This window comes from Thauera sp. (assembly GCF_035444905.1).
Taxonomy (GTDB): domain Bacteria; phylum Pseudomonadota; class Gammaproteobacteria; order Burkholderiales; family Rhodocyclaceae; genus Thauera.
The window spans coordinates 26,318-44,656 of the sequence record NZ_DAOMPS010000037.1 but is presented as its reverse complement, the minus strand read 5'-3'; the positions used below and the strand labels follow the sequence as shown (position 1 = coordinate 44,656).

Below are 18,339 nucleotides of genomic sequence, written 5' to 3'. Positions count from 1 at the left end.
GCGTGCCCCAAGCCGCGGACACCAACGTCGGGGCGCTCAACACGCTCTCCGGCAATGGCGCCGTGTTCCACATAACTTGAAGGGCGCTCGATGGCCGACCCCACCCCTTATGCCGTGAGCTACTCGTTCTCCGGTTTCCAGGCGACGAGCCCCAACTCTCCGCTCCCGGCGCCGAGGGTCGACGACGAGTACGCCAACATCGCCACGTCCATCGGAACGCTCGTCGGGGCCGTAACGGACGTCCGGCGCGAGGACGGCGCGCTCAAGAACAGCATCGTCACCGTCGACAGCCTGCACCCCAGCGTCGGCGTGCGGCTGGGTGTCGCCTACGCCAACGCCTACGAGGTGGCCGTCGCCGAGGGCTACGAGGGCACGGTGACGGAGTGGCTGGCGACCCTCGCCGCCAACGTGACCGTCGGCAGCGTCACCACCTCCGACCCCGGCAGCGACGCCGAGGTGGTGGCCACGGGCACGCCGCCGAACATGGTCCTGAGCTTCACCATCCCTCGCGGCAACCCCGGCCCGTCCGGCGACGGCTCCGGCGACATGGTGGCCTCGGTCTACGACCCCACGGGCGTCGAGGGCGATGCCTTCTCGATGTCCAACATGGTCGAGGGGTCGAACGCCAAGGTGCTCACCGGGTCCGAGCGCACGGCGATCAGCACGATCGCCTCGAAGCTCGGTACGGGCGACGTGGCGTCCGCGGCCAACATCCGCGCCAACATCGCGGCGAAGGTCGTCGACACCACGGGCGCGTGGGGCGCGACAGAGATGGTAACCCTAGCCGACGCACCGACCATCGCCGTCGACATGAGCACCTTCGTCAACGCGCAGGTGACGCTCGGGGCCAACCGGACCTTGGGCGCCCCCTCGAACGCCAAGCCCGGGCAGTCGGGGTGCATCAAGGTCACCGCGTCCGGCGCGACGCGGACGATCGGCAAGCACTCGGCCTACAAGTCTTCGGCCTCCTTCCCGGTGAGCATCGCCAGCGGCGAGTCCGCGTACCTCTTCTACTTCGTCGTCTCGGCCTCCGAAGTGCTCCTCAACGTCGTCGACGGGGTGGTCTGACCCGTGCTGCCCTTCCTCGCCCTTCCGATGATGGCCGACGCGCGGCACACCGTCGCGCAGGTCGATAGTCGGAACGTCCACTCGAGCGGGGCCGCGACCTACGCTAGCGTGAACTTCGGCGCTCCGGCGGCGACGCGCGGCATCGTGGTCTTCGCGTGGATGGCGGATGTGACGACGCCCGACGCATGGCCCTCCCCGGCCTGCACCATCGCGGGCGTGACGGCGCAGGGCGCGCGGTATCGCACGTGGTCCGGCGCAGGCCGGGCGGTCGGTGTCGCGATCTTCGCGAAGATGTTCCCGACCGGCACGTCCGCGTCCGTGTTCGTGGATATGGGCGGGCCGATGCAAGGCATAGTCGTTCTGCGCGTGACGGGCTACGACCTGTCGGCTCCGGTAGGGCTGTGCGACACTGCCGGGGCGTCCGACGCCATCGAAGTACCCGAAGGCGGGCTTCTGCTCGCCGTCAGCGGCCGGCGCGGACCGAATACAAACGCCGTGGATTTTAACGGAGTGGTGCGGCGCGGCTCCGATGTGGTCCAGGCTAGGCGGGACTGGGGCTGGAGCCATCGTCTCCCGGCCAGCGCGGCGCGTCCGCTCTCATTCTCCCCATATAGCGGCACCCATGGCGACCAGGCGTGGGTCGCCGCCAGCTTCGCGCCGCTGTGAGGATGGAGAGGTGGCCGAGGACAGCATCGAAGTGAAGGTCGCGAGGCTCGAGGAGCGGATGGAAGCCATCGGCGGCCAGGTCACGGTGATCGGCCGGGACGTGCGCGAGGTGCGCGACACGGTGCTGCGCCAGCGCGGCTTCATCGCGGCCGTGTCCGCCGTGTGGGCGGTCGTCGCCGCGGCCGGGCTCGCCTTCTGGAACCACGTCGTCTCGGGGTGGTCGTCGTGACGGCGGCAGTAAAGCAGTCTCGGGCGGGGCGCACGGTCGCAGCCAAGGAGGCGGAACTCCGCGCGCAGCTCGCGCTCATCCGGCGGCAGGAGAAGATCCAGGCCGCCCGGGAGAACCTGCTCGACTACATCGAGTTCACGATGCCGGACCCTGACGCGCCGAACGACCTGACGCGCTCGCAGTACCAGGCCGCGAAGCATCACCGGGCCGTCTGCCAGGCCGTCCAGACCTTCGTCGAGGGAGGCTACGAGGGCTACGACATCCTGATCCTGACCATGCCGCCGCGGCATGGAAAGTCCGAGATCGTCTCCCGGCGACTCCCGGCCTGGTTCTCGGGCAAGTACCCCGACAAGAACGTCGTGGTCGCCTCCTACGGCGACGAGTTCGCCGCGGATTTCGGCGCCGAGGTCCGGCGCATCCTCTTCACGCCGCAGCACAAGCAGGTCTTCCCGAACCACAAGCTCACCCGCGGCGGCACGGCCAAGGACCGCATGAACACGACGGACGGCGGGCTCCTGTTCTTCGTCGGGCGCGGCGCGGCGCTCACCGGCCGCGGCGCGCACCTGTTCGTGGGCGACGATCTCATAAAGGACGACAAGGAGGCCGCATCGCAGGCCATCCGCGACCAGGCGTGGAACTGGCTCACCCGCGTCGCCATGACTCGGCGCATGGGCAAGAAGCTGATGATCCTCACCTTCACGCGCTGGCACAGCGACGACCCGATCGGCCGGCTCACCGACCCGGAGAACCAGTACTTCCGCCGCGAGATCGCCGAGAAGATCAAGGTCATCAACCTGCCGGCGCTCGCCGAGGAGGACGATCCCCTCGGCCGGGAGCCCGGGGAGGCGCTGTGGCCGGACGGACCCGACAAGTTCGACGAGAAGTACCTGCACGACTTCCGCATCATCGACCCGCTGGGCTTCGCCTCGCTCTACCAGCAGCGGCCGACGCTCGCCGAGGGCGACCTGTTCAAGATGGAGGGCGTGCGCCTCTACGATCCGGCCGATCTCCCCGACAACCTGCGCTGGTACGCCGCGTCGGACCATGCGCTCTCGACCGACCACCGCCGCGACCCGTCGTGCTTCGGCAAGGGCGGCGTCGACGAGGCGGGGCATCTCTGGCTCGACGAGCTGTTCTGGCAGCGCGTGCCGCCCGAGGTCGCGGTCGAGACGATGCTGAGCATGGGCACCGGGAAACGGCAGCCGCTCGTCTGGTGGGCGGAGCGCGGGCATATCTCGAAGTCGATCGGGCCGTTCCTCAAGAAGCGGATGCTCGAGACGAACCGGATCTTCAACGTCGTCGAGGTGACGCCGATTGGCGACAAGGCCAGCCGCGCCGCGTCGGCCGTCGCGCGCTGGAACCTCGGGATGATCCGCCTACCCTCCAACGCGCCGTGGACGGAGCGGTTCATCGCCGAGCTCATGGCGTTCCCGAACGGCAACCACGACGACGCCGTGGACATGCTCTCGCTCCTGTGCCTCGGCCTGCGCGTGCAGACCCCCGCCTCGGCGCCGGCGAGCACGGCGAAGGAGCCGAAGTACGGCACGTTCGGGTGGCTCAAGAGACAGCAGCAACGCGACGAGGACGAAGCCCGGCGGCTTCGGTTCGGAGGATTCTGATGGACTACGAGGACGAAGGCGCCAGTGAGGCCCCGATCACCGAGAACGGCACGGCCTCCGAGGAGAAGCCGGGCAACCCCCCGATCTCCGAGGAGGACGCGAAGCTCGTCAAGCGCCTGCTAAAGCGTGTCGAGGCCGATCGTGCGCACCACGAGAAAGCCTTCAAGCGGATGCGCGACGACATGGTGTACGCCCGCGTCGGCGCGACGAAGGAGTGGGTGGACGGGGGGAACTACACGGCGAACATCACCGGCCGGCACATCCGCCAGCAGGTCTCGACGCTCTACGCCAAGAACCCCAAGGCCGTCGCACGCCGGCGCCCCCGGCTCGACTTCCAGGTGTGGGACGAGGATGAGCAGTCGCTTGTCGCCGCGATGCAGATCGTCCAGCAGTTCCATCTGGCGTCCGCGGCCGCCGCAGCGGCCGATCCGCTCGGGGCGGCGATGGGCGTGCCGCAGATCGTCCCGCCCGAGGTCATGCAGGCGCAGGCGCTCGTCGAGGACTTCCAGGCGGGCATGGCCGAGCGGCAGACCATCGACAAGGTGGGCAAGACCCTCGACGTGCTCTTCTCCTACTTCATGAACGAGCAGAAGCCCGTCGCCTTCAAGACGGCGATGAAGCAGCTCGTCCGGCGCACCTGCACCACGGGCGTCGGCTACTGCGAGATCGGCTTCCAGCGCGCCTACGAGGACGCCTCGGCCGCCCCTGCCAGCGGCCTTGCCGACGTGCGCGGGCAGCTTGCTCACGGCCGGTCCCTCGCGCGGGAAGTGCAGAACGCCGACGACGCCGAGGATGTCGACGCCAAGGAGCGGGAGCTCGCCCTAACCGCCGAATCGCTGCAGAACCAGGAGTACGTGCTGGCGCGCGAGGGGCTGGTCTTCGACTTCCCCGAGAGCACCCACGTCATCCCCGACTGCCGCACCCGGAACTTGACCGGATTCGTCGGTGCGCGGTGGCTGACGATCCAGTACCTCTACACCCCCGACGAGGTGCGCGGCCTGTTCGGCGTCGACCTCGGCCGGGACTACAGGCCCTATTCGCAGGACGGCAAGCATCGCGACGACCCCGGGATGCGGGACGGCGAGAAGGAGGCCGAGGAGTACGCCTGCGTGCTCAAGCACTACGACCGGCAGTCCGGGCAGTGCTACTACCTCTGCGACGGCTACAAGGGCTTCCTGCGGCCCCCCGCGCCGCCCGATGTCTACGTCGAGGACTTCTGGCCGGTCTACGCCCTGACCTTCAACGAGGGCGAGGACGATCAGGAACTCTTCCCCCCGTCTGACGTGGCGCTCCTGCGCGACATGCAGAACGAGTACAATCGCTCGCGACAGGGGAAGCGGGAGCACCGCAAGGCGGCCAGGCCGCGCTTCGCGACCCGGCGGGGCTCGCTCGACGACGAGGACAAGAAGCGGCTCGGCAGCGCCGAGCCCTTCGAGGTCGTCGAGGTCAACCCGCAGGGCGACCAGTTCGACATCGCGAAGGAGATCCAGGCCGTCCCGATGCCCGGCGTCGACCCGAACCTCTATGACGTGGGCGAGACCTACACGGACATGCAGCTCGTCGTCGGCACGTCGCCCACGGGCGTAGGGGCCACCCCGCGCTCCGGCACGGCGACCGGGGAGGCGCTGGCGGAGGACAGCCGCACGATGGCGGCGGGCTCCTCGGCCGACGACCTCGACGCTTTCCTTTCGGCCGTGGCCCGCGCATCGGGGCAGGTGCTCCTCCGCGAGATGTCGGCCGAGTCGGTGCGGAAGATCGCCGGCCGCGGCGCCGTCTGGCCCGAGATGACCCTCGAGGACATCGCCGGTGAGATCTACCTCGAGATCGAGGCGGGCTCGACGGGCAAGCCCAACGCGGCGCAGGAGATCAGGAATTGGCGCGAGATGCTGCCGTTCCTCCTGCAGATGCCGGGGATCGAGCCGACGTGGCTGGCGCGCGAATCGCTGCGGCGGCTCGACGACCGCCTCGACCTCACCGACGCCATCGCGCAGGGGCTCCCGTCGATCATGACGCTCAACCGCTCGGCGCAGGTCGGCCCGGCCGACCCCGGCGCAGCGCCCGAGGACCAGGGTGGCGAGGGCGGGGGGAACGGCGGCTCCTCGCCGTCGCGCCCGACCGGCGGTGAACGGGGGATGGGTTCGAATCACGCCGGACCCGCTTGACGGCGTATCCTGTCTGATATACGGTCCTTCGTATGGGATCGAATCAGACAGGAGAAGCCATGCGCGCCCTGACCGGAGGAGACGACCGTGACTAAGCTCACTGACGCCGAAGCTGAGCGACTGGCAATGCTCGCGGAGGAAGCCGCCGAGGTGGTTCAGATCGTGGGGAAAATCCTCCGCCACGGGTATGACAGCTACCACCCGTTGCAGCCGGACGTTCTGAACCGCGAATTGCTCGATGACGAGCTACGCGACCTGCTCACGGTGGCGAAGCGCATGGTCGGCGAGGGCGATGTCGAGGGGAACTTCTTGCTCGCGGATCACAATGCGGCGTGGAAGCGAAAGCTCCGCTACACGCACCATCAGGAGGTAGCCCTGACCGGAGGAGACGGCCGTGGCTGACCTGATCGAGAGGCTGGACTTGGCGATCAGCCCGCTGGGCCTGCGAGATGCCAATGAGGAATTGATGGCGGAGGCCCGCGCCCGCATCGCCGAGATGGAGGCCGAGGTAGCGCGGCTGCGCGGTTGCGACCTGATCGTGGCGCACATCCTCGCACTGGTTCCGGTCAGGGAAATCCTGCGAGTAGGGGCGACAGGTAAAGACCTGATCGAGTGGGTTCGCGCGCAACGTGACCGCGCCGCCCTCGCGGCCCCCGACACGGGAGGGGCGGATGGCGAGTGATCCTCTGACTCTCGAAAAGCTCATCGCAGACCTGCGGCGGCTCAAGGATGAGATCGGCCCGCCTCCGCCGGAGGTTCGCGTTAGCCCCTACGCCACCGGCCTCCCCACCGGCCAGCCGCGCACCGACGACATGCGCGAGATGGTCGAACGGCTGGGTAAGCGGCGCGTGCCGGCAGCCTATCGTCTAGCTGGTGCAGCCCTCGGCCTGACCCGGGATGTCGTCGTGATCCACCCCGATCTTCTGCCCGGAGCCCCCGATGAGCACTGACCGCGAGCGCGATGCCGTCTGAATCGTCGGACTTGTAGCCCGACAAAACGTGCGCTACACTACGCCCCGACTGACCCCCTAACCGGAGGTAATCGTGGGCGTAGAAAACGAGGACGTGGCATCGCCCGACACGTCCGCAGACGACACCCTGGACGACGTTTCTACCGCCGAGGCTGATGCCCCGGCGGTTGATGACGTTGCGGATTCGTCCCCCGCAGCCAAGGACGAAAAGTCGATCCTGTCTGTCGTGCGCGATGCCGTGCAGACCAAGGACGACGCGGACCCGTCCACCGCGGAAGCAAGCGACCACCAGGCCGCTCCGACGCAAGCGGAACCCGACGACGAGAATTTCGCCGATGTTCCGTTCCACACCCATCCGCGGTTCCGCGAGCTGATCCAGCAGCGGAACGACCTCAAGGCCCCGGCCGAGAGCTACCGGAGGATCGAAGCGTTTCTCACCGAGAACGCCATCGAGCCGAACGAAGCCTCGGACGCCATCAGCTGGGTGGCGCTGATGAAGCGCGACCCCGAGAAGGCGTGGGAGCAGATCAAGCCGACGATCCAGAACCTGCTTCTGACGATCGGCGAGGTGCTGCCCCCGGACATCCGCGCTCAGGTCGCATCCGGGCAGATCACGTCCGAGTACGGCAAGGCGCTGGCCAAGGAGCGCGCCAAGGCGACGATCGCGCAGGGGCACCTGTCTTTCCGCGATCAGCAGCTCGAAGCGCAGCGGCGCCGGCAGGAGGCCGAGACGGTCTCCGCGAAGCAGGCGGCGGTCACGGCCGCAGCGCGGGCGTGGGATGCGGCGAAGCGGACGGCGGACCCCGACTACGCGAAGAAGGAGCGTCGCCTCAAGAGCGAGGTGCTTCTCCTGCAGCGCGAGGAGGGCATCCCGGACACGCCGGAAGGTGTCAAGGCGCAGCTCGACAAGGCTTTCAAGGCCATCAACGCCGAGTTTGCAGCCGCGAGACCGAGGCGCCCGGGCGTCACGCCGGTCACGGGTGGGAGCGTTTCAGGAAGCCCACGCGCAAAGCCCACGTCGATCCTCGAGATCGTCCAGCGGGCAGGCGCGTAACGTCCAGGGACCGGACCAATGCCCTTTACGGCGCAGGAACTCGCGAACATCTACAACAGCGCGCTCGACTTCTACCTCGATAAGGGGAAGCTGACCGCGCAGAACATCCAGGACAAGCCCATGCTCAAGGCGTTCGAGAGCGCCTCGGGCACGTTCTCGGGCGGCAAGGGCGACGTGTCGATCGGTATCAAGACCGGTCAGGGCGGCGGCTCGCTCGCCGGCTACACGCACGACGACCCGGTGAGCTACTACAACCCGACGCCGGCCAAGCGCGTGAACTACTCCTGGAAGGAGATGTTCATGGGCCTCGGCTTCACCCACACCGAGCTCAAGCACGGCGGCATCACCGTCATCGAGAGCGGCGCGGATCAGTCGACCTCGATGAAGGAGGGCCGCGAGCAGCACGTCCTCGCCGAGATCCTCGACGAGAAGTTGTCGGCCTTCGACGAGGACTACAACATCTCGAAGGACGCGCTGATCCACGGCGACGGTTCGGGGGATGCGAAGTCTATCGCCGGCATCAAGGCGTTCATCCTCGACAACCCGGCGCTCGGCTCGACCGGCGGCCTCAACCGCACCACGAACGCCTGGTGGCGGAACCGGGCCGCGACCACGGCGGCGCAGTCGGCGGGCACGGGCTTCGCCCCGATCTCGTCCTCGTCGACCGGCGGTGGCGTTCTGCTGACCTTCCTGCAGAAAGAGCGGCGGCAGCTCAAGCGGTACGCGAGCGGGACAGCGATGCGGCACAAGTGCTTCGCCGGCTCCGACTTCATCGCCGCGATGGAGGCCGAGATCAGGGCGAACGGCAACTACTCCCTCTCCGGCTACCGCGACCGTCGTACCAACGACGGCTCGATGGCCACCGAGGAGGGCGTGCCCTTCGGTTCGTGGAACTTCGTGTACGACCCGACCCTCGACGACCTCGGCCTCGAGAAGCGGGCGTACATCATCGACATGGCGAGCATCAAGCTGCTCTACATGGTCGGCGAGAAGAAGAAGCGGTGCAACCCCGCCCGGCCGCATGACCGCTTCGTCATGTACCAGGGCGTCAGCGACACGGCCGTCATGGTCGCGAAGCGGCTCCGCACCTCCGGCGTCTACGACATCGCCTGAGCCCTTAGCGCGGCGCCCCTGCACGGGCGCCGCATTACATTCACGATGGAGGGCCAGATGGCATCCAAGATCATCGAACTGACGCTGGCGGCGGACGTGGCCGACGACGGCACTGTCACCGGCATCGCCTACCCGACCGGCACGAACCAGGCGTTCTTCACGTCAGGCAACGCTTCGGCCACGGGCGTCGCGATCGTCAACGGCAACGACGTGTACCTCGAGACTGCGAGCAAGATGAGCCTCACCTACGGCGGGTCGGACATCACGCTGACCAACAAGTCGGACGTGACCTGGCCGAAGGGGGCGACGGTTCTCGTCGGCCTCGGCTACGCCGCCGCGGACGAGGTGACGGTCATTGCGCAGCCGACCGAGGCCGCCCTCGGCGGGACGCTCACGGGCTCCGTGGACGGCACGATGGCCGACATCGCGGCGCTCGACACGAGCGACTCCTACTCCGACGCCGCGGTCAACGCGGCGATCACCTCGGCCAATCTGCAACTCAAGGAGTTGCAGACCAAGGTGAACTCGCTCATCACGAAGCTGATCGCGGCCGGCGTTCTCGCGTCGTCCTGATCCCCTGCGAGGGGCGCCGCGGCGCCCCTCTCCTCCAACACGAGGCGCCCATGCAGTATATCGACGGCCTTCTCGCCCTTGGCGGCGACATGCGCAACACCGTCCCCCTTTCCGCCGTCAGCGTGGCCGAGGTTCATCTCCTCCGCGCCATCCACGGCCCTGACTCCGTTCACGATGTCCAGCCGCTCCCCGGCGTCAACGAGGTGCAGCCCCGCGGCGAGATCGCCCGGCTGATCGAGAAGTACCCGGCCACCGACGAGGACGGGCTGCAGGTCGCCCGGCGCGTCTTCGCCGGCGGTGCCCCGTCCGTGCCCGTCGAGATCGCCGACCTCGACCTGCCCGAAGCGGCCTTCCGCGTCGTGCAGCGCGTCGCCGCGCCGGCCCCGAAGCGCAAGCGCGCCCCCGCGGCCGAGCCGGGCTCGGCGGTCGTTCCGGTCGGCGAGGACGCCGCCGAAGCGGACGAAGTTTTCGGCTGACCTGACAGGGGGCGAGGATGGCCCGCAACCGCACGCTGCTCTCGCTCCTGCAGGACTACCGCATCGAGACCGGGGCGAGCTCGAACCCGGCGCACAACGCCAACGCCCGCGAGTCGCAGGTGCAGGCGATCCAGAAGGCGCAGGAGCGCCTCTGGCGCAAGCACGAATGGCCGTTCCTTCGCGTCCGCCGCTTCATCGACCTCCAGGCCGGGCAGCGGTACTACGACACCCGCGGCGCCAAGCGCGAAGACGGCACGGCTGCCGCCGACCTCGGCATCGAGCGGCTCGAGAGCATCGAAGTCCGCTGGGGCGAGCAGTGGATTCCGCTCTGCTACGGCATCGGCGCCGCGCAGTACGCCGAGTGGGATTCGGACATGGGCGCCCGGTCGTGGCCGGCGGAGCGGTGGCAGGTCTACGAGGATGAGCAGTTCGAGGTCTGGCCGATCCCCTCGGACAACGCCGACCCGACGACTCTCGAAGGCCGCCTACGCCTGACCGGCATCCGCGACCTGCGCCCCCTCGTGAGCGACGACGATCGCGCCGACCTCGACGACGACCTGATCGTCAAGTGGGGCGCGCTCAAGGCGCTCGCCCGCGCGGGGAGCAAGGACGCGCAGGTCGTGCTCGACGAGGCCAAGCAGATCGAGGCCGGGCTCACGGCCGGCTTCACGAAGTCGAAGACCTTCTCCCTCGCCGGTCGTGACAGCACGCCCGAGCGCCGCCGGCGCGGGCCGTTCCGAGTCCACTACCGGGACAACGAGCCCGGGGTCTCTTGATGGGTAGCATCTGGATCAAGGAGTTCCGGGGCGGCCTCGACACCCGCCGCCTCCCCGAGACGCTTCCGGGCGGCGCGCTGATTCGCGCGCAGGACTGCCACATCACGCAGGGCGGCGAGCTCGAGCAGCGCGCGGTCTTCGCGCCGATCTGGACCGACACGGCCGGCATCAGCGTCGGCCTCGCCGCCGACGAGGACTCGCTCGTGGTGTTCGGGAACGGCGCGACGCCCCCGGCCGACCTCCCGCCGAACGTCTCCTATCAGCAGCTCGTCCATCCCGACGACAGCAACGTCGCGCTCCTCGGTGTCCCCTCGTGGCAGCTATTCGGCGGCGAGATCGCGGCGATCGGGCTGTTCGAGGAGAACGCGAACGAGCGGCGGTTCATGTACCTCAACGGCGTGCATGTCTCCGACACCAACGCACCGCCCCAGGCGGCAGGGAGCGTCGAGCCCACCTCGCTCGGCGTGCATTTCTCGAAGATCTTCGTCGGCGCCGGCACCGTCATGTTCTTCTCCGACAACGAGGACGGCGACGACTTCACAAACGCGGGCGCCGGCTTCGTCGACATGGCCTTCCGTGTCGGCGGCGGCGCCAAGGTGCGAGCCTTCTCCGACTATGAGCGCATCCTCGCCGTCTTCTCCGACCGCGCCATCACGACCTGGAAGATGGACGCCGACCCGGACAACACGGCGATCGTGCAGACCCTTCGCGGCTTCGGCACCTTCGCGGCGCGCACGGCCATCCAGTTCCGCGGCGCCGACGTGCTCTTCTACGACCTCTCGGGCATCCGCTCGCTCCGGGCTCGGGACTCGTCCGGTACGGCGCAGACCGCGGACGTGGGCAGCCCGATCGACAAGCTGACCTCGAAGGCCATCGAAGACCTGTCGGTCGAGCAGCGCGAGTTCGCCGCCGCCATCGTCGAGCCGCGCACCGGCCGCATCTGGTTCGCCATCGGCGACACGATATTCGTCCTCTCGCAGTACGAGGCGACGAAGGTGACGGCCTGGTCGACATACAAGCCGGGGTTCCAGATCGAGGGAATCGCCGTCCTCGGCGACCGTGTGTATCTGCGTTCCGGCGACACGATCTACGTCTACGGTTCGGAGACCGGACCCTACCAGTACGGCAGCGACGTGCAGGCCGAGGCGTGGCTCCCCTACCTCGACGCCAACGCCCCGACCAAAAGCAAGACGCTCATGGGCATCGACGCGGCGGTGCGCGGCGCGTGGGAAGTCCGCGTCGGCTACGACCCGCGCAACCTCGACGCCACCGACCTCGTGGCCCGCATCACCAGCACGACCTATCCCGACCCGCGCGTGCCGCTGGCGCAGGGGCGCGGGACGCACATAGGGCTCCGCTTCCGGTCGATCGCCCCGCCCTCAACCACCGAGCCGGCCGTCGTCTCCGCCGCGGTCATCGTCCACGACCTCGACGACCCCGAGGACGCGGCCGGGTCATGAAGGTGCGCCTCGTCATGGAGTCGGACTACGAGGCGTTCCTGGCGCTCGCGCAGGCCGGCGCAGCGGAGAGCGAGGCCGATCTCGGGTTCACGCGCGAGACCTTCGACGAGACGTTCCGGCGGTTCTTCACCGACATGACGTGCTGGGTGTGCGAGGCCGACGACGGCGCGCTGGTCGGCTTCCTCCTCGCCGTCATCAACGGGTTCTACTTCACGGCTGGACTAGCCGTCTCCTGCGAGGTAATATACGTGACGCCCGCCAAGCGCGGCACTCGGGCACCCGCACTTCTCCTGGACGAATTTTTCCGGTGGGGTGACATGGTGGGTGCTCGACGCAAATACCTCGGAATCAACAACGGCCGCCATCCCGAGCGCACCGCCCGCTTCTTCGAGCGGTGGGGCGCGCGGCGTCTCGGCCTCGTGCTGGCGGCTGACTGATGGCGAAGGGCAAGGGCGGCGGCAGCAACAAGGAAGCCAAACGGGCTCGCGAGGCCGAGGAGGCGCGGCAGCGCAAGATTCGCGCCGGCACCGCGAAGATCAACAAGACCTTCGACACGCAGTTCACGCCGAAGTTCTACGCCAGGCAGGAGCAGGCGTACAAGGACTACGCCCTCCCGCAGCTCGACAAGCAGCACAAGGATGCCGGCGAGGAGCTTGGCTTCGACCTCGCGCGGCGGGGCGTCTCGCAGAGCTCCATCCGAGCCAACAAGGAGGCCGACCTCGGCGAACTCTACGACCTCAACCGGCAGGGCATCACCGACAAGGCCCGCGAGTTCGGCACGACGGCGCGGAGCAACGTCGAGGACGCCCGCAACGATCTGGTGCTGACGCTGCAGAGCACCGCCGACGCCGAGGGCGCCGCCAAGAGCGCGCTGTCCCGCGCCGGCGCACTGTCCCGGCCCCCGGCCTACTCGCCGCTCGAGGACGCCTTCCTGTCCTTCACGCAGGGCCTCGCGACGCAGGCCGACCTCGAGCGCGCCAAGGCCGCGGGCGCTCCGATAAATCTGCGCTACAACACGGGGCTATTCGGCAACAACAGCTCCATGAAGGTGTCGCCGTGATTCCGCTTCTCCCACTCGCCCTCGCTCTTACCGCCGGCGGCATCGGCGCGAACTACATGGGTGCCAAGGCCGCCGACCGCGCGCAGGCCGACGCGATGGCCGCGGAGCGCATCCGGCAGGGCCGATTCGATCAGGAAGCGGACGCGACGAACGCCCGCTCGCAGAATCGGTACGAGAACATCGAGGAGCAGCGCGGCGACAAGGCCGACGAGCTCGCCGACATGTTCCTCGCCGACGCTGGCGCGGCGCCGCAGGTGCTCGACACGCCGACCAACACGATCACCGTATCGCGCACCGATGACGAGAAGGCCAAGCGCCGCGAATACACCGATCAGCAGGGCCGCGCCCGGGCCGAACTTCTATCCCTCGGCGACCTGTTCGGCGACATCGGCGTCGGGCAGGCGCGCGACATGACGCAGCTTTCCGGCATCGGCGGGATGCGCCGCGGCTCGCAGGGCGTGCTCCCTCTCGAACTCGACGCCGCGGCGCAGAAGGGCGCGGGCTGGCGGCTCGCCGGCGACGTGATGGGCGGCCTCGGCTCCATCGCCACGATGGGCGCCCTCGGCGGCGCGTCGCTGCCGGGGATCTTCGGGGGCGCCAAGACCGCCGGGCCGGCGCTCGCCGGCACGAACGCCCTCTTCTCGCTGTACGGGTGACGATGTGGCGACGAGGCTCAACCGCTACTACAACAACCCGATGATCGGGCAGGCGTTCGAGAACATCGCCTCGATGTTCGCGCCGCCGTCCGCGCAGGAGATCGCCGGCTACGCGCAGGCCAACAAGCTGCGCACGGAGAACGAGGGCCTCGAGGCGCTCATGCGACTTGCGGGCGATCCGAACGCCGACCTCAACGCCTTCGATCGGTACGGCGCTGCCACGGGCATGTTCAACCCGAATCAGGGCTTCGGCGCCCGCGACATGGCCGACGCGACGCAGCGGTACGGCTACGACACGGCCTCGGCGGATCGCCGGTATAACACCGACGTCACCGCCAACACGACGCTCGCGACGAATCGCCTCGACAACCAGACTCGGGCGATCGGCGATCTGTTCGGCCCGCTCTCGCAGGGGCAGGTTCGCCCCGAGGTGCCCGACGAGTTCATGCAGGCGATCGGCCTCCCCGGCGCCGCGGCTGTCGAGGGCGCCCCCAAGCCGCTCTCCGAATCGGAAGTCGAGGGCGCCCTGCTCGGGCAGGCCATCGACACGGGGATGCTCGGGCCGAAGGACGCGGCCGACGCTTATCGCGGCGGCATCAACATCGAGCAGATCATCGGCGCAGATATCGACGGCGACGGGGTGGCAGACCCCGTGAACGTGGCGCGCGGCGACGCCATCGGTCGGCAGCCCTACAACAACCCGGGCTCGGCCCCTGCGCCGCAGACCAAGAACTACCGCACGCCGGACGGCCGGACCGGAACGGCCGTGTGGGAGCCGGGGTCGCGGTTGCTCGCCGACGCGGCGACCGGCGAGCCGCTCCCCCAGGGAACTATCACTGGCGACATCGCCGACGCGGGGGGTGGCGTGTTCACGTCCACCACGTCAAACCAGACGGACGCTACGCGCCTCGAATCCGAGGCCAACTACTACCTCGGCCGGGTGAACGCAATGCGCGAGCTTCTCGCGCAGAACCCCGGCATCGCTGGCGTGCCTGGCACGATCCGCGGTTTCGCGCAGGACGCCCTGGCGTTCGTGAACGAGATGTCCGCGGCCTACGGCCCGGAGACCCCGATCCGCCCCGAGGATGTGGCGGAGATGGCCGAACGGTTCGGCGCCTCGGGGAACTACGACCCGTCGATCCGCAAGTTCCGCGCTTTGGCGATCGAGCTGGCCTACGCCCGGGCCAAGGCCGCGGACCCCTCCGGCGAGGTCAACGTCCGCGAATTCGAGCAGCATCTCGCGGCCTTCAACGGCGGGCTCGCCGGCAACCAGGGCGTCATGCCCGCCGTGGACGCGCTGGAGGACAGCCTGCGCTCGCGGCTTGCGACGCAGGTGCAGACCCTTCGGCATCCGGGGCAAGACGCGCCCGCATCGAATCGGGGCGAGTTCGCGCAGCCTGCCGCCCCCGCGGCACGGCCGCGCGCCACGAACGCGCAAGGCGACGTCATAGAGTGGGATGGCACGGCATGGGTGCCGGTCCAGTGACCCCGATCCCGCCGCCCCCGCCCGGATTCCAGATGGTCGAGCAGCCGCAGGCCGTTCCGCCGCCCCCGCCCGGATTCCAGATGGTCGAGCCGGCGCGCGTCACGGTCGGCTCCCCGCCGATGGGCGACGAGATGGCCGACGCCGTGTTCGGCACGGACTACACGACCCCCGCGCCGCCCCCGCCGACCAGCCCGGAACGGGGGCTGCGGATCGGCGTGCAGGGTGCCGGCCGCGGCATCGCGGACCTTCTCGGCACGCCGGTCGACCTTGCGACCCTCGGCATCAACCTCCCGGCAGCCATCGGCGAGGCGGGGACGAACCTGGCGCTTCGGGCGTTCGGGCAGGAGCCGGTCGATTTCCCGCGAATCACGAACCAGGTGGGCGGCGGGGACTGGATCGCCGACATTTTCGGCCGCGGCGCGGAGGCCGCCGGCTACGACGTGCTCGACCCGGAGGACTTCTCCGGCCGCGAGAAGCTCGCCTACAACGTGAACCGATTCGGCACGTCCGCAGGGGTCGGTGCGCTCGGCCTGTCCCGTGCCGCCGTGGCGCGCGTGGCCGCCTCGCAGGCCGGGCAGCGCGCGGCGCCGGCCTTCGGCGATGCGTTCCTGCAGCCCTACTCGGGGCCGAACGTGGCGCGCACCATCTCCGGCGACGTGGCGGCCGGGGCGGGCTCCGGCGCGGGCCTGACGCTCGGGGAGGAGTATTTCCCCGACAACGAGTGGGCGCAGTTCTTCGCGACGCTCGCCGGCGGCGTGGGCGGCGGCTTCGCGGGCGCGGCGGCGCACAAGCCTGGCGACGTGGCGCGCTCGCTCTCGCGCTTCGCCCCCGACCCCGACATTCCCTACGCCGAGGGGCAGATGCTCCCGACCAGCAAGCGCGTGGCCGACACGGCGGCGCGGGTCGTGCAGTCGCAGACCACCGACCCCGCGGCGGCGTCCGCCCGCATCGGCGAGCGGGCCGCGGCGGCGCGGCTGCACGGCGAGCCCGTCCCGACCGCGGGGCTCGCTTCCGACGACATCGGCCTCATCGGGCTCGAGCGCGGGCTGCGGCAGCAGCCGAGCGCCGACAACCCGGCGCTGCGCCGGCAGTTCCTCGAGCGCGACCAGGCGCTCAAGGAGGGCGCCGCGGATGCCGTTGGCCGCCTCGTCGACCCGGACGCGGACCTGCAGGCCGGCCTCGCCACGGCCAAAGCCCGGCCAGATCAGATCGCCGCCGAGCGCGACGCGGCTGCCCTGCCGATTCTCCGCCAGGCCGAGGCGTCCGGCGCGACGATCGACGCGCAGCCCGTGGCCGACACGATCGACGCCATGCTCGCCACCTCGAAGCGGCCGGCGGTCGTCAACGCGCTGCGCGACGCGCGGAAGATGCTCAACGCCCCCGGGACCGAGGATCTCGACACGACGGTCTCCGGCCTCTACGAGACGCGGAAGGCCATCAACGACCTGATCGAAGGCCGCTCGGACAACGCGACGGGCCGGTACGCGAAGAAGGAACTGATCGAGGTCCGCGACGCGCTCGACGCCGCGATCACGCAGCAGGTGCCGGAGTTCGGCCAGTATCTCGACACCTACCGGCAGGGCAGCCGCGCCCTCGACGTGTTCGACGAGAGCAAGTCGGTGTCGCGCCTCGTCGATTCGGACACCGATCTGCGCAACACCGCGAAGCGGCTCCTGACCGGCGGCGAGTACGGCCGTGACCAGGCCATGCGCGAGGTCCAGGGCGTGATGAGCAGCGACCCCGAGGCGGCGCGGGCGTGGCGCGCGGCCGTCGCCGAGGTGCTTTCCGATCAGGTCTCCTCGCGCGCCAAGGATGGCGAACTCTCGATGGCGCAGGTGCGCCGCGTGTGGGACGACCACCGCGACACGCTGGCGCAGGTGTTCAGCCCCGAAGACATGCAGACGCTCGAGCGCACGCACGAGATGCTGGCGCCGCTCGGCAACCTCTCGCAGCAGACCGTTCCGGGCTCCGCCACGGTGGACAACGCCCGCCTCGCCGGCATGGTCGAGGCCGCCGTCCTCGCGGGCACCGGCAACGCCATCACCACCGGCATGATTATGAAGCGGCTCCGCGTCGCCGCGAACCTGATCCCCGGCTTCCGTGAGGTCTCCATGCCGTACAAGACGGCGCGGCTGATCGAGCGCATGATGTTCGACCCGGAGCTCGCGCGCGTGATCCTCGAGCGGCCGATCGACGAGGGCGTGGGGGCGCTGTGGAACAGCAAGCTGCAGTCGGCGCTCGCCGAGGGCGAACTTTCGCGCGGCCTCTACAGCGACGACGACGAGGACGACGAACTGCGGAGAGCCGTCGATGGTGACTGACCTCTACGGCGGCATCCTCTCGACGGCGCAGGCGCTCGGGATCGACCCCGTCGACCTCGCGACGGCCATCAGCTACGAGACCGGCGGCACCTTCGATCCGCTGCAGGCCGGGCCGACGACGAAGTGGGGTCAGCACCGCGGGCTTATCCAGTTCGGCGAGCCCCAGGCGCGGCAGTACGGCGTCGACTGGTCTGACCCCCTAGGCTCGCAGCTCGGGCCGCAGGGCGCCGTGGCACGGTACTTGCAGGACACTGGTGTTCGCCCCGGCATGGGGCTGCTCGACATCTACTCGGCCATCAACGCCGGCGGCGTGGGCCGCTACGACGCCAGCGACGCGGCGGCGGGCGGAGCGCCAGGCACCGTGCGCGACAAGGTGATGGGCCAGATGGCCGGGCATCGCGAGAAGGCGCTGGCGATGTTCGGCGGCGCCGCCCCGCAGACGCCGAACTTCAACCCGAACGTGCCGATGCCTGCGCCGACCCTCGGCCTTGATTCGCTGTTCGCCGCAGCGGCCCCGCAGCGGCCGAGGGCGGAGGCCCGAGAGAACGCCGACGCGGAGAAGCAGCGGCGCCTCGCGCTGTTCGAGGCGCTTCCGGGTCTCGCATAGTGCGCAAAAGAGTGCCCAAAACCTGTCCGTCTGCCGGACAGA

Annotated in this window: 20 protein-coding genes; all 20 read left to right on the top strand. The window is 69.4% G+C overall.

The window, feature by feature from the left end; genetic code table 11:
* Nucleotides 1-90: 90 nt before the first annotated feature.
* The 20 genes from PLC66_RS15675 (at nucleotide 91) to PLC66_RS15580 (ending at nucleotide 18,297) form a co-directional block, all read left to right on the top strand.
* The gene (locus PLC66_RS15675; protein ID WP_324542056.1) at nucleotides 91-1,068 is read left to right on the top strand and encodes a hypothetical protein; all 978 of its coding nucleotides are present in this window, start codon (nucleotides 91-93) and stop codon (nucleotides 1,066-1,068) included.
* Nucleotides 1,069-1,071: 3 nt separating this feature from the next.
* Entirely contained in the window at nucleotides 1,072-1,734 is a 663-nt protein-coding gene (locus PLC66_RS15670) for a hypothetical protein (protein WP_324542054.1), read from the top strand.
* A 31-nt stretch (nucleotides 1,735-1,765) separates the two neighbouring features.
* Nucleotides 1,766-1,963, top strand: a complete 198-nt coding sequence (locus PLC66_RS15665; RefSeq protein WP_324542052.1) for a hypothetical protein — start codon at nucleotides 1,766-1,768, stop codon at nucleotides 1,961-1,963.
* The gene (terL, locus tag PLC66_RS15660; RefSeq protein ID WP_324542050.1) at nucleotides 1,951-3,582 is read left to right on the top strand and encodes a phage terminase large subunit; all 1,632 of its coding nucleotides are present in this window, start codon (nucleotides 1,951-1,953) and stop codon (nucleotides 3,580-3,582) included. The genes PLC66_RS15665 and terL overlap by 13 nt, the downstream gene beginning before the upstream one ends.
* Nucleotides 3,582-5,744: a hypothetical protein gene (locus PLC66_RS15655; RefSeq protein ID WP_324542048.1), complete on the top strand. Its 2,163-nt coding sequence runs from the start codon at nucleotides 3,582-3,584 to the stop codon at nucleotides 5,742-5,744. Before terL ends, PLC66_RS15655 begins: the two co-directional genes overlap by 1 nt.
* 87 nt (nucleotides 5,745-5,831) lie before the next feature.
* A complete protein-coding gene (locus PLC66_RS15650; protein ID WP_324542046.1) occupies nucleotides 5,832-6,146 on the top strand; it encodes a hypothetical protein in 315 nt (104 codons plus the stop codon).
* Complete coding sequence (locus tag PLC66_RS15645) at nucleotides 6,139-6,426, top strand: hypothetical protein (protein ID WP_324542044.1); 288 nt, start codon at nucleotides 6,139-6,141, stop codon at nucleotides 6,424-6,426. The genes PLC66_RS15650 and PLC66_RS15645 overlap by 8 nt, the downstream gene beginning before the upstream one ends.
* The gene (locus PLC66_RS15640) at nucleotides 6,416-6,694 is read left to right on the top strand and encodes a hypothetical protein (RefSeq protein ID WP_324542042.1); all 279 of its coding nucleotides are present in this window, start codon (nucleotides 6,416-6,418) and stop codon (nucleotides 6,692-6,694) included. Before PLC66_RS15645 ends, PLC66_RS15640 begins: the two co-directional genes overlap by 11 nt.
* 94 nt (nucleotides 6,695-6,788) lie before the next feature.
* Nucleotides 6,789-7,769, top strand: coding sequence for a hypothetical protein (locus tag PLC66_RS15635; protein WP_324542040.1), 981 nt, complete (start codon nucleotides 6,789-6,791; stop codon nucleotides 7,767-7,769).
* A gap of 18 nt (nucleotides 7,770-7,787) precedes the next feature.
* Nucleotides 7,788-8,882 (top strand): phage major capsid protein, encoded by a 1,095-nt coding sequence (locus PLC66_RS15630; protein ID WP_324542038.1) that lies wholly within the window; start codon nucleotides 7,788-7,790, stop codon nucleotides 8,880-8,882.
* 57 nt (nucleotides 8,883-8,939) lie between these two features.
* Nucleotides 8,940-9,455, top strand: a complete 516-nt coding sequence (locus PLC66_RS15625; protein WP_324542036.1) for a hypothetical protein — start codon at nucleotides 8,940-8,942, stop codon at nucleotides 9,453-9,455.
* 50 nt (nucleotides 9,456-9,505) lie between these two features.
* Nucleotides 9,506-9,931 carry a hypothetical protein gene (locus PLC66_RS15620; RefSeq protein ID WP_324542034.1) on the top strand — a complete coding sequence of 142 codons (426 nt, stop codon included), beginning with the start codon at nucleotides 9,506-9,508 and terminating at the stop codon, nucleotides 9,929-9,931.
* 17 nt (nucleotides 9,932-9,948) lie between these two features.
* Nucleotides 9,949-10,707, top strand: a complete 759-nt coding sequence (locus PLC66_RS15615; RefSeq protein WP_324542032.1) for a phage adaptor protein — start codon at nucleotides 9,949-9,951, stop codon at nucleotides 10,705-10,707.
* Nucleotides 10,707-12,167, top strand: coding sequence for a hypothetical protein (locus PLC66_RS15610; RefSeq protein ID WP_324542030.1), 1,461 nt, complete (start codon nucleotides 10,707-10,709; stop codon nucleotides 12,165-12,167). Before PLC66_RS15615 ends, PLC66_RS15610 begins: the two co-directional genes overlap by 1 nt.
* The gene (locus PLC66_RS15605) at nucleotides 12,164-12,604 is read left to right on the top strand and encodes a GNAT family N-acetyltransferase (protein ID WP_324542028.1); all 441 of its coding nucleotides are present in this window, start codon (nucleotides 12,164-12,166) and stop codon (nucleotides 12,602-12,604) included. Before PLC66_RS15610 ends, PLC66_RS15605 begins: the two co-directional genes overlap by 4 nt.
* The gene (locus PLC66_RS15600) at nucleotides 12,604-13,227 is read left to right on the top strand and encodes a hypothetical protein (protein ID WP_324542026.1); all 624 of its coding nucleotides are present in this window, start codon (nucleotides 12,604-12,606) and stop codon (nucleotides 13,225-13,227) included. The genes PLC66_RS15605 and PLC66_RS15600 overlap by 1 nt, the downstream gene beginning before the upstream one ends.
* Nucleotides 13,224-13,883, top strand: coding sequence for a hypothetical protein (locus PLC66_RS15595; protein WP_324542024.1), 660 nt, complete (start codon nucleotides 13,224-13,226; stop codon nucleotides 13,881-13,883). Before PLC66_RS15600 ends, PLC66_RS15595 begins: the two co-directional genes overlap by 4 nt.
* A gap of 4 nt (nucleotides 13,884-13,887) precedes the next feature.
* Entirely contained in the window at nucleotides 13,888-15,369 is a 1,482-nt protein-coding gene (locus PLC66_RS15590; RefSeq protein WP_324542022.1) for a hypothetical protein, read from the top strand.
* Nucleotides 15,370-15,401: 32 nt separating this feature from the next.
* On the top strand, nucleotides 15,402-17,690 hold the full coding sequence (locus PLC66_RS15585) for a hypothetical protein (protein ID WP_324542021.1): 2,289 nt from the start codon (nucleotides 15,402-15,404) through the stop codon (nucleotides 17,688-17,690).
* Complete coding sequence (locus PLC66_RS15580) at nucleotides 17,680-18,297, top strand: hypothetical protein (protein WP_324542019.1); 618 nt, start codon at nucleotides 17,680-17,682, stop codon at nucleotides 18,295-18,297. Before PLC66_RS15585 ends, PLC66_RS15580 begins: the two co-directional genes overlap by 11 nt.
* The last annotated feature ends 42 nt before the right edge of the window (nucleotides 18,298-18,339 follow it).

Coding starts and splice junctions, on each gene's coding strand:
- PLC66_RS15630 (WP_324542038.1), top strand. CDS start 7,788: ATGCCCTTTACGGCGCAGGAACTCGCGAACATCTACAACAGCGCGCTC.
- PLC66_RS15585 (WP_324542021.1), top strand. CDS start 15,402: ATGGTCGAGCAGCCGCAGGCCGTTCCGCCGCCCCCGCCCGGATTCCAG.
- PLC66_RS15605 (WP_324542028.1), top strand. CDS start 12,164: ATGAAGGTGCGCCTCGTCATGGAGTCGGACTACGAGGCGTTCCTGGCG.
- PLC66_RS15640 (WP_324542042.1), top strand. CDS start 6,416: ATGGCGAGTGATCCTCTGACTCTCGAAAAGCTCATCGCAGACCTGCGG.
- PLC66_RS15600 (WP_324542026.1), top strand. CDS start 12,604: ATGGCGAAGGGCAAGGGCGGCGGCAGCAACAAGGAAGCCAAACGGGCT.
- PLC66_RS15610 (WP_324542030.1), top strand. CDS start 10,707: ATGGGTAGCATCTGGATCAAGGAGTTCCGGGGCGGCCTCGACACCCGC.
- PLC66_RS15625 (WP_324542036.1), top strand. CDS start 8,940: ATGGCATCCAAGATCATCGAACTGACGCTGGCGGCGGACGTGGCCGAC.
- PLC66_RS15655 (WP_324542048.1), top strand. CDS start 3,582: ATGGACTACGAGGACGAAGGCGCCAGTGAGGCCCCGATCACCGAGAAC.
- PLC66_RS15615 (WP_324542032.1), top strand. CDS start 9,949: ATGGCCCGCAACCGCACGCTGCTCTCGCTCCTGCAGGACTACCGCATC.
- PLC66_RS15675 (WP_324542056.1), top strand. CDS start 91: ATGGCCGACCCCACCCCTTATGCCGTGAGCTACTCGTTCTCCGGTTTC.
- PLC66_RS15580 (WP_324542019.1), top strand. CDS start 17,680: ATGGTGACTGACCTCTACGGCGGCATCCTCTCGACGGCGCAGGCGCTC.
- PLC66_RS15620 (WP_324542034.1), top strand. CDS start 9,506: ATGCAGTATATCGACGGCCTTCTCGCCCTTGGCGGCGACATGCGCAAC.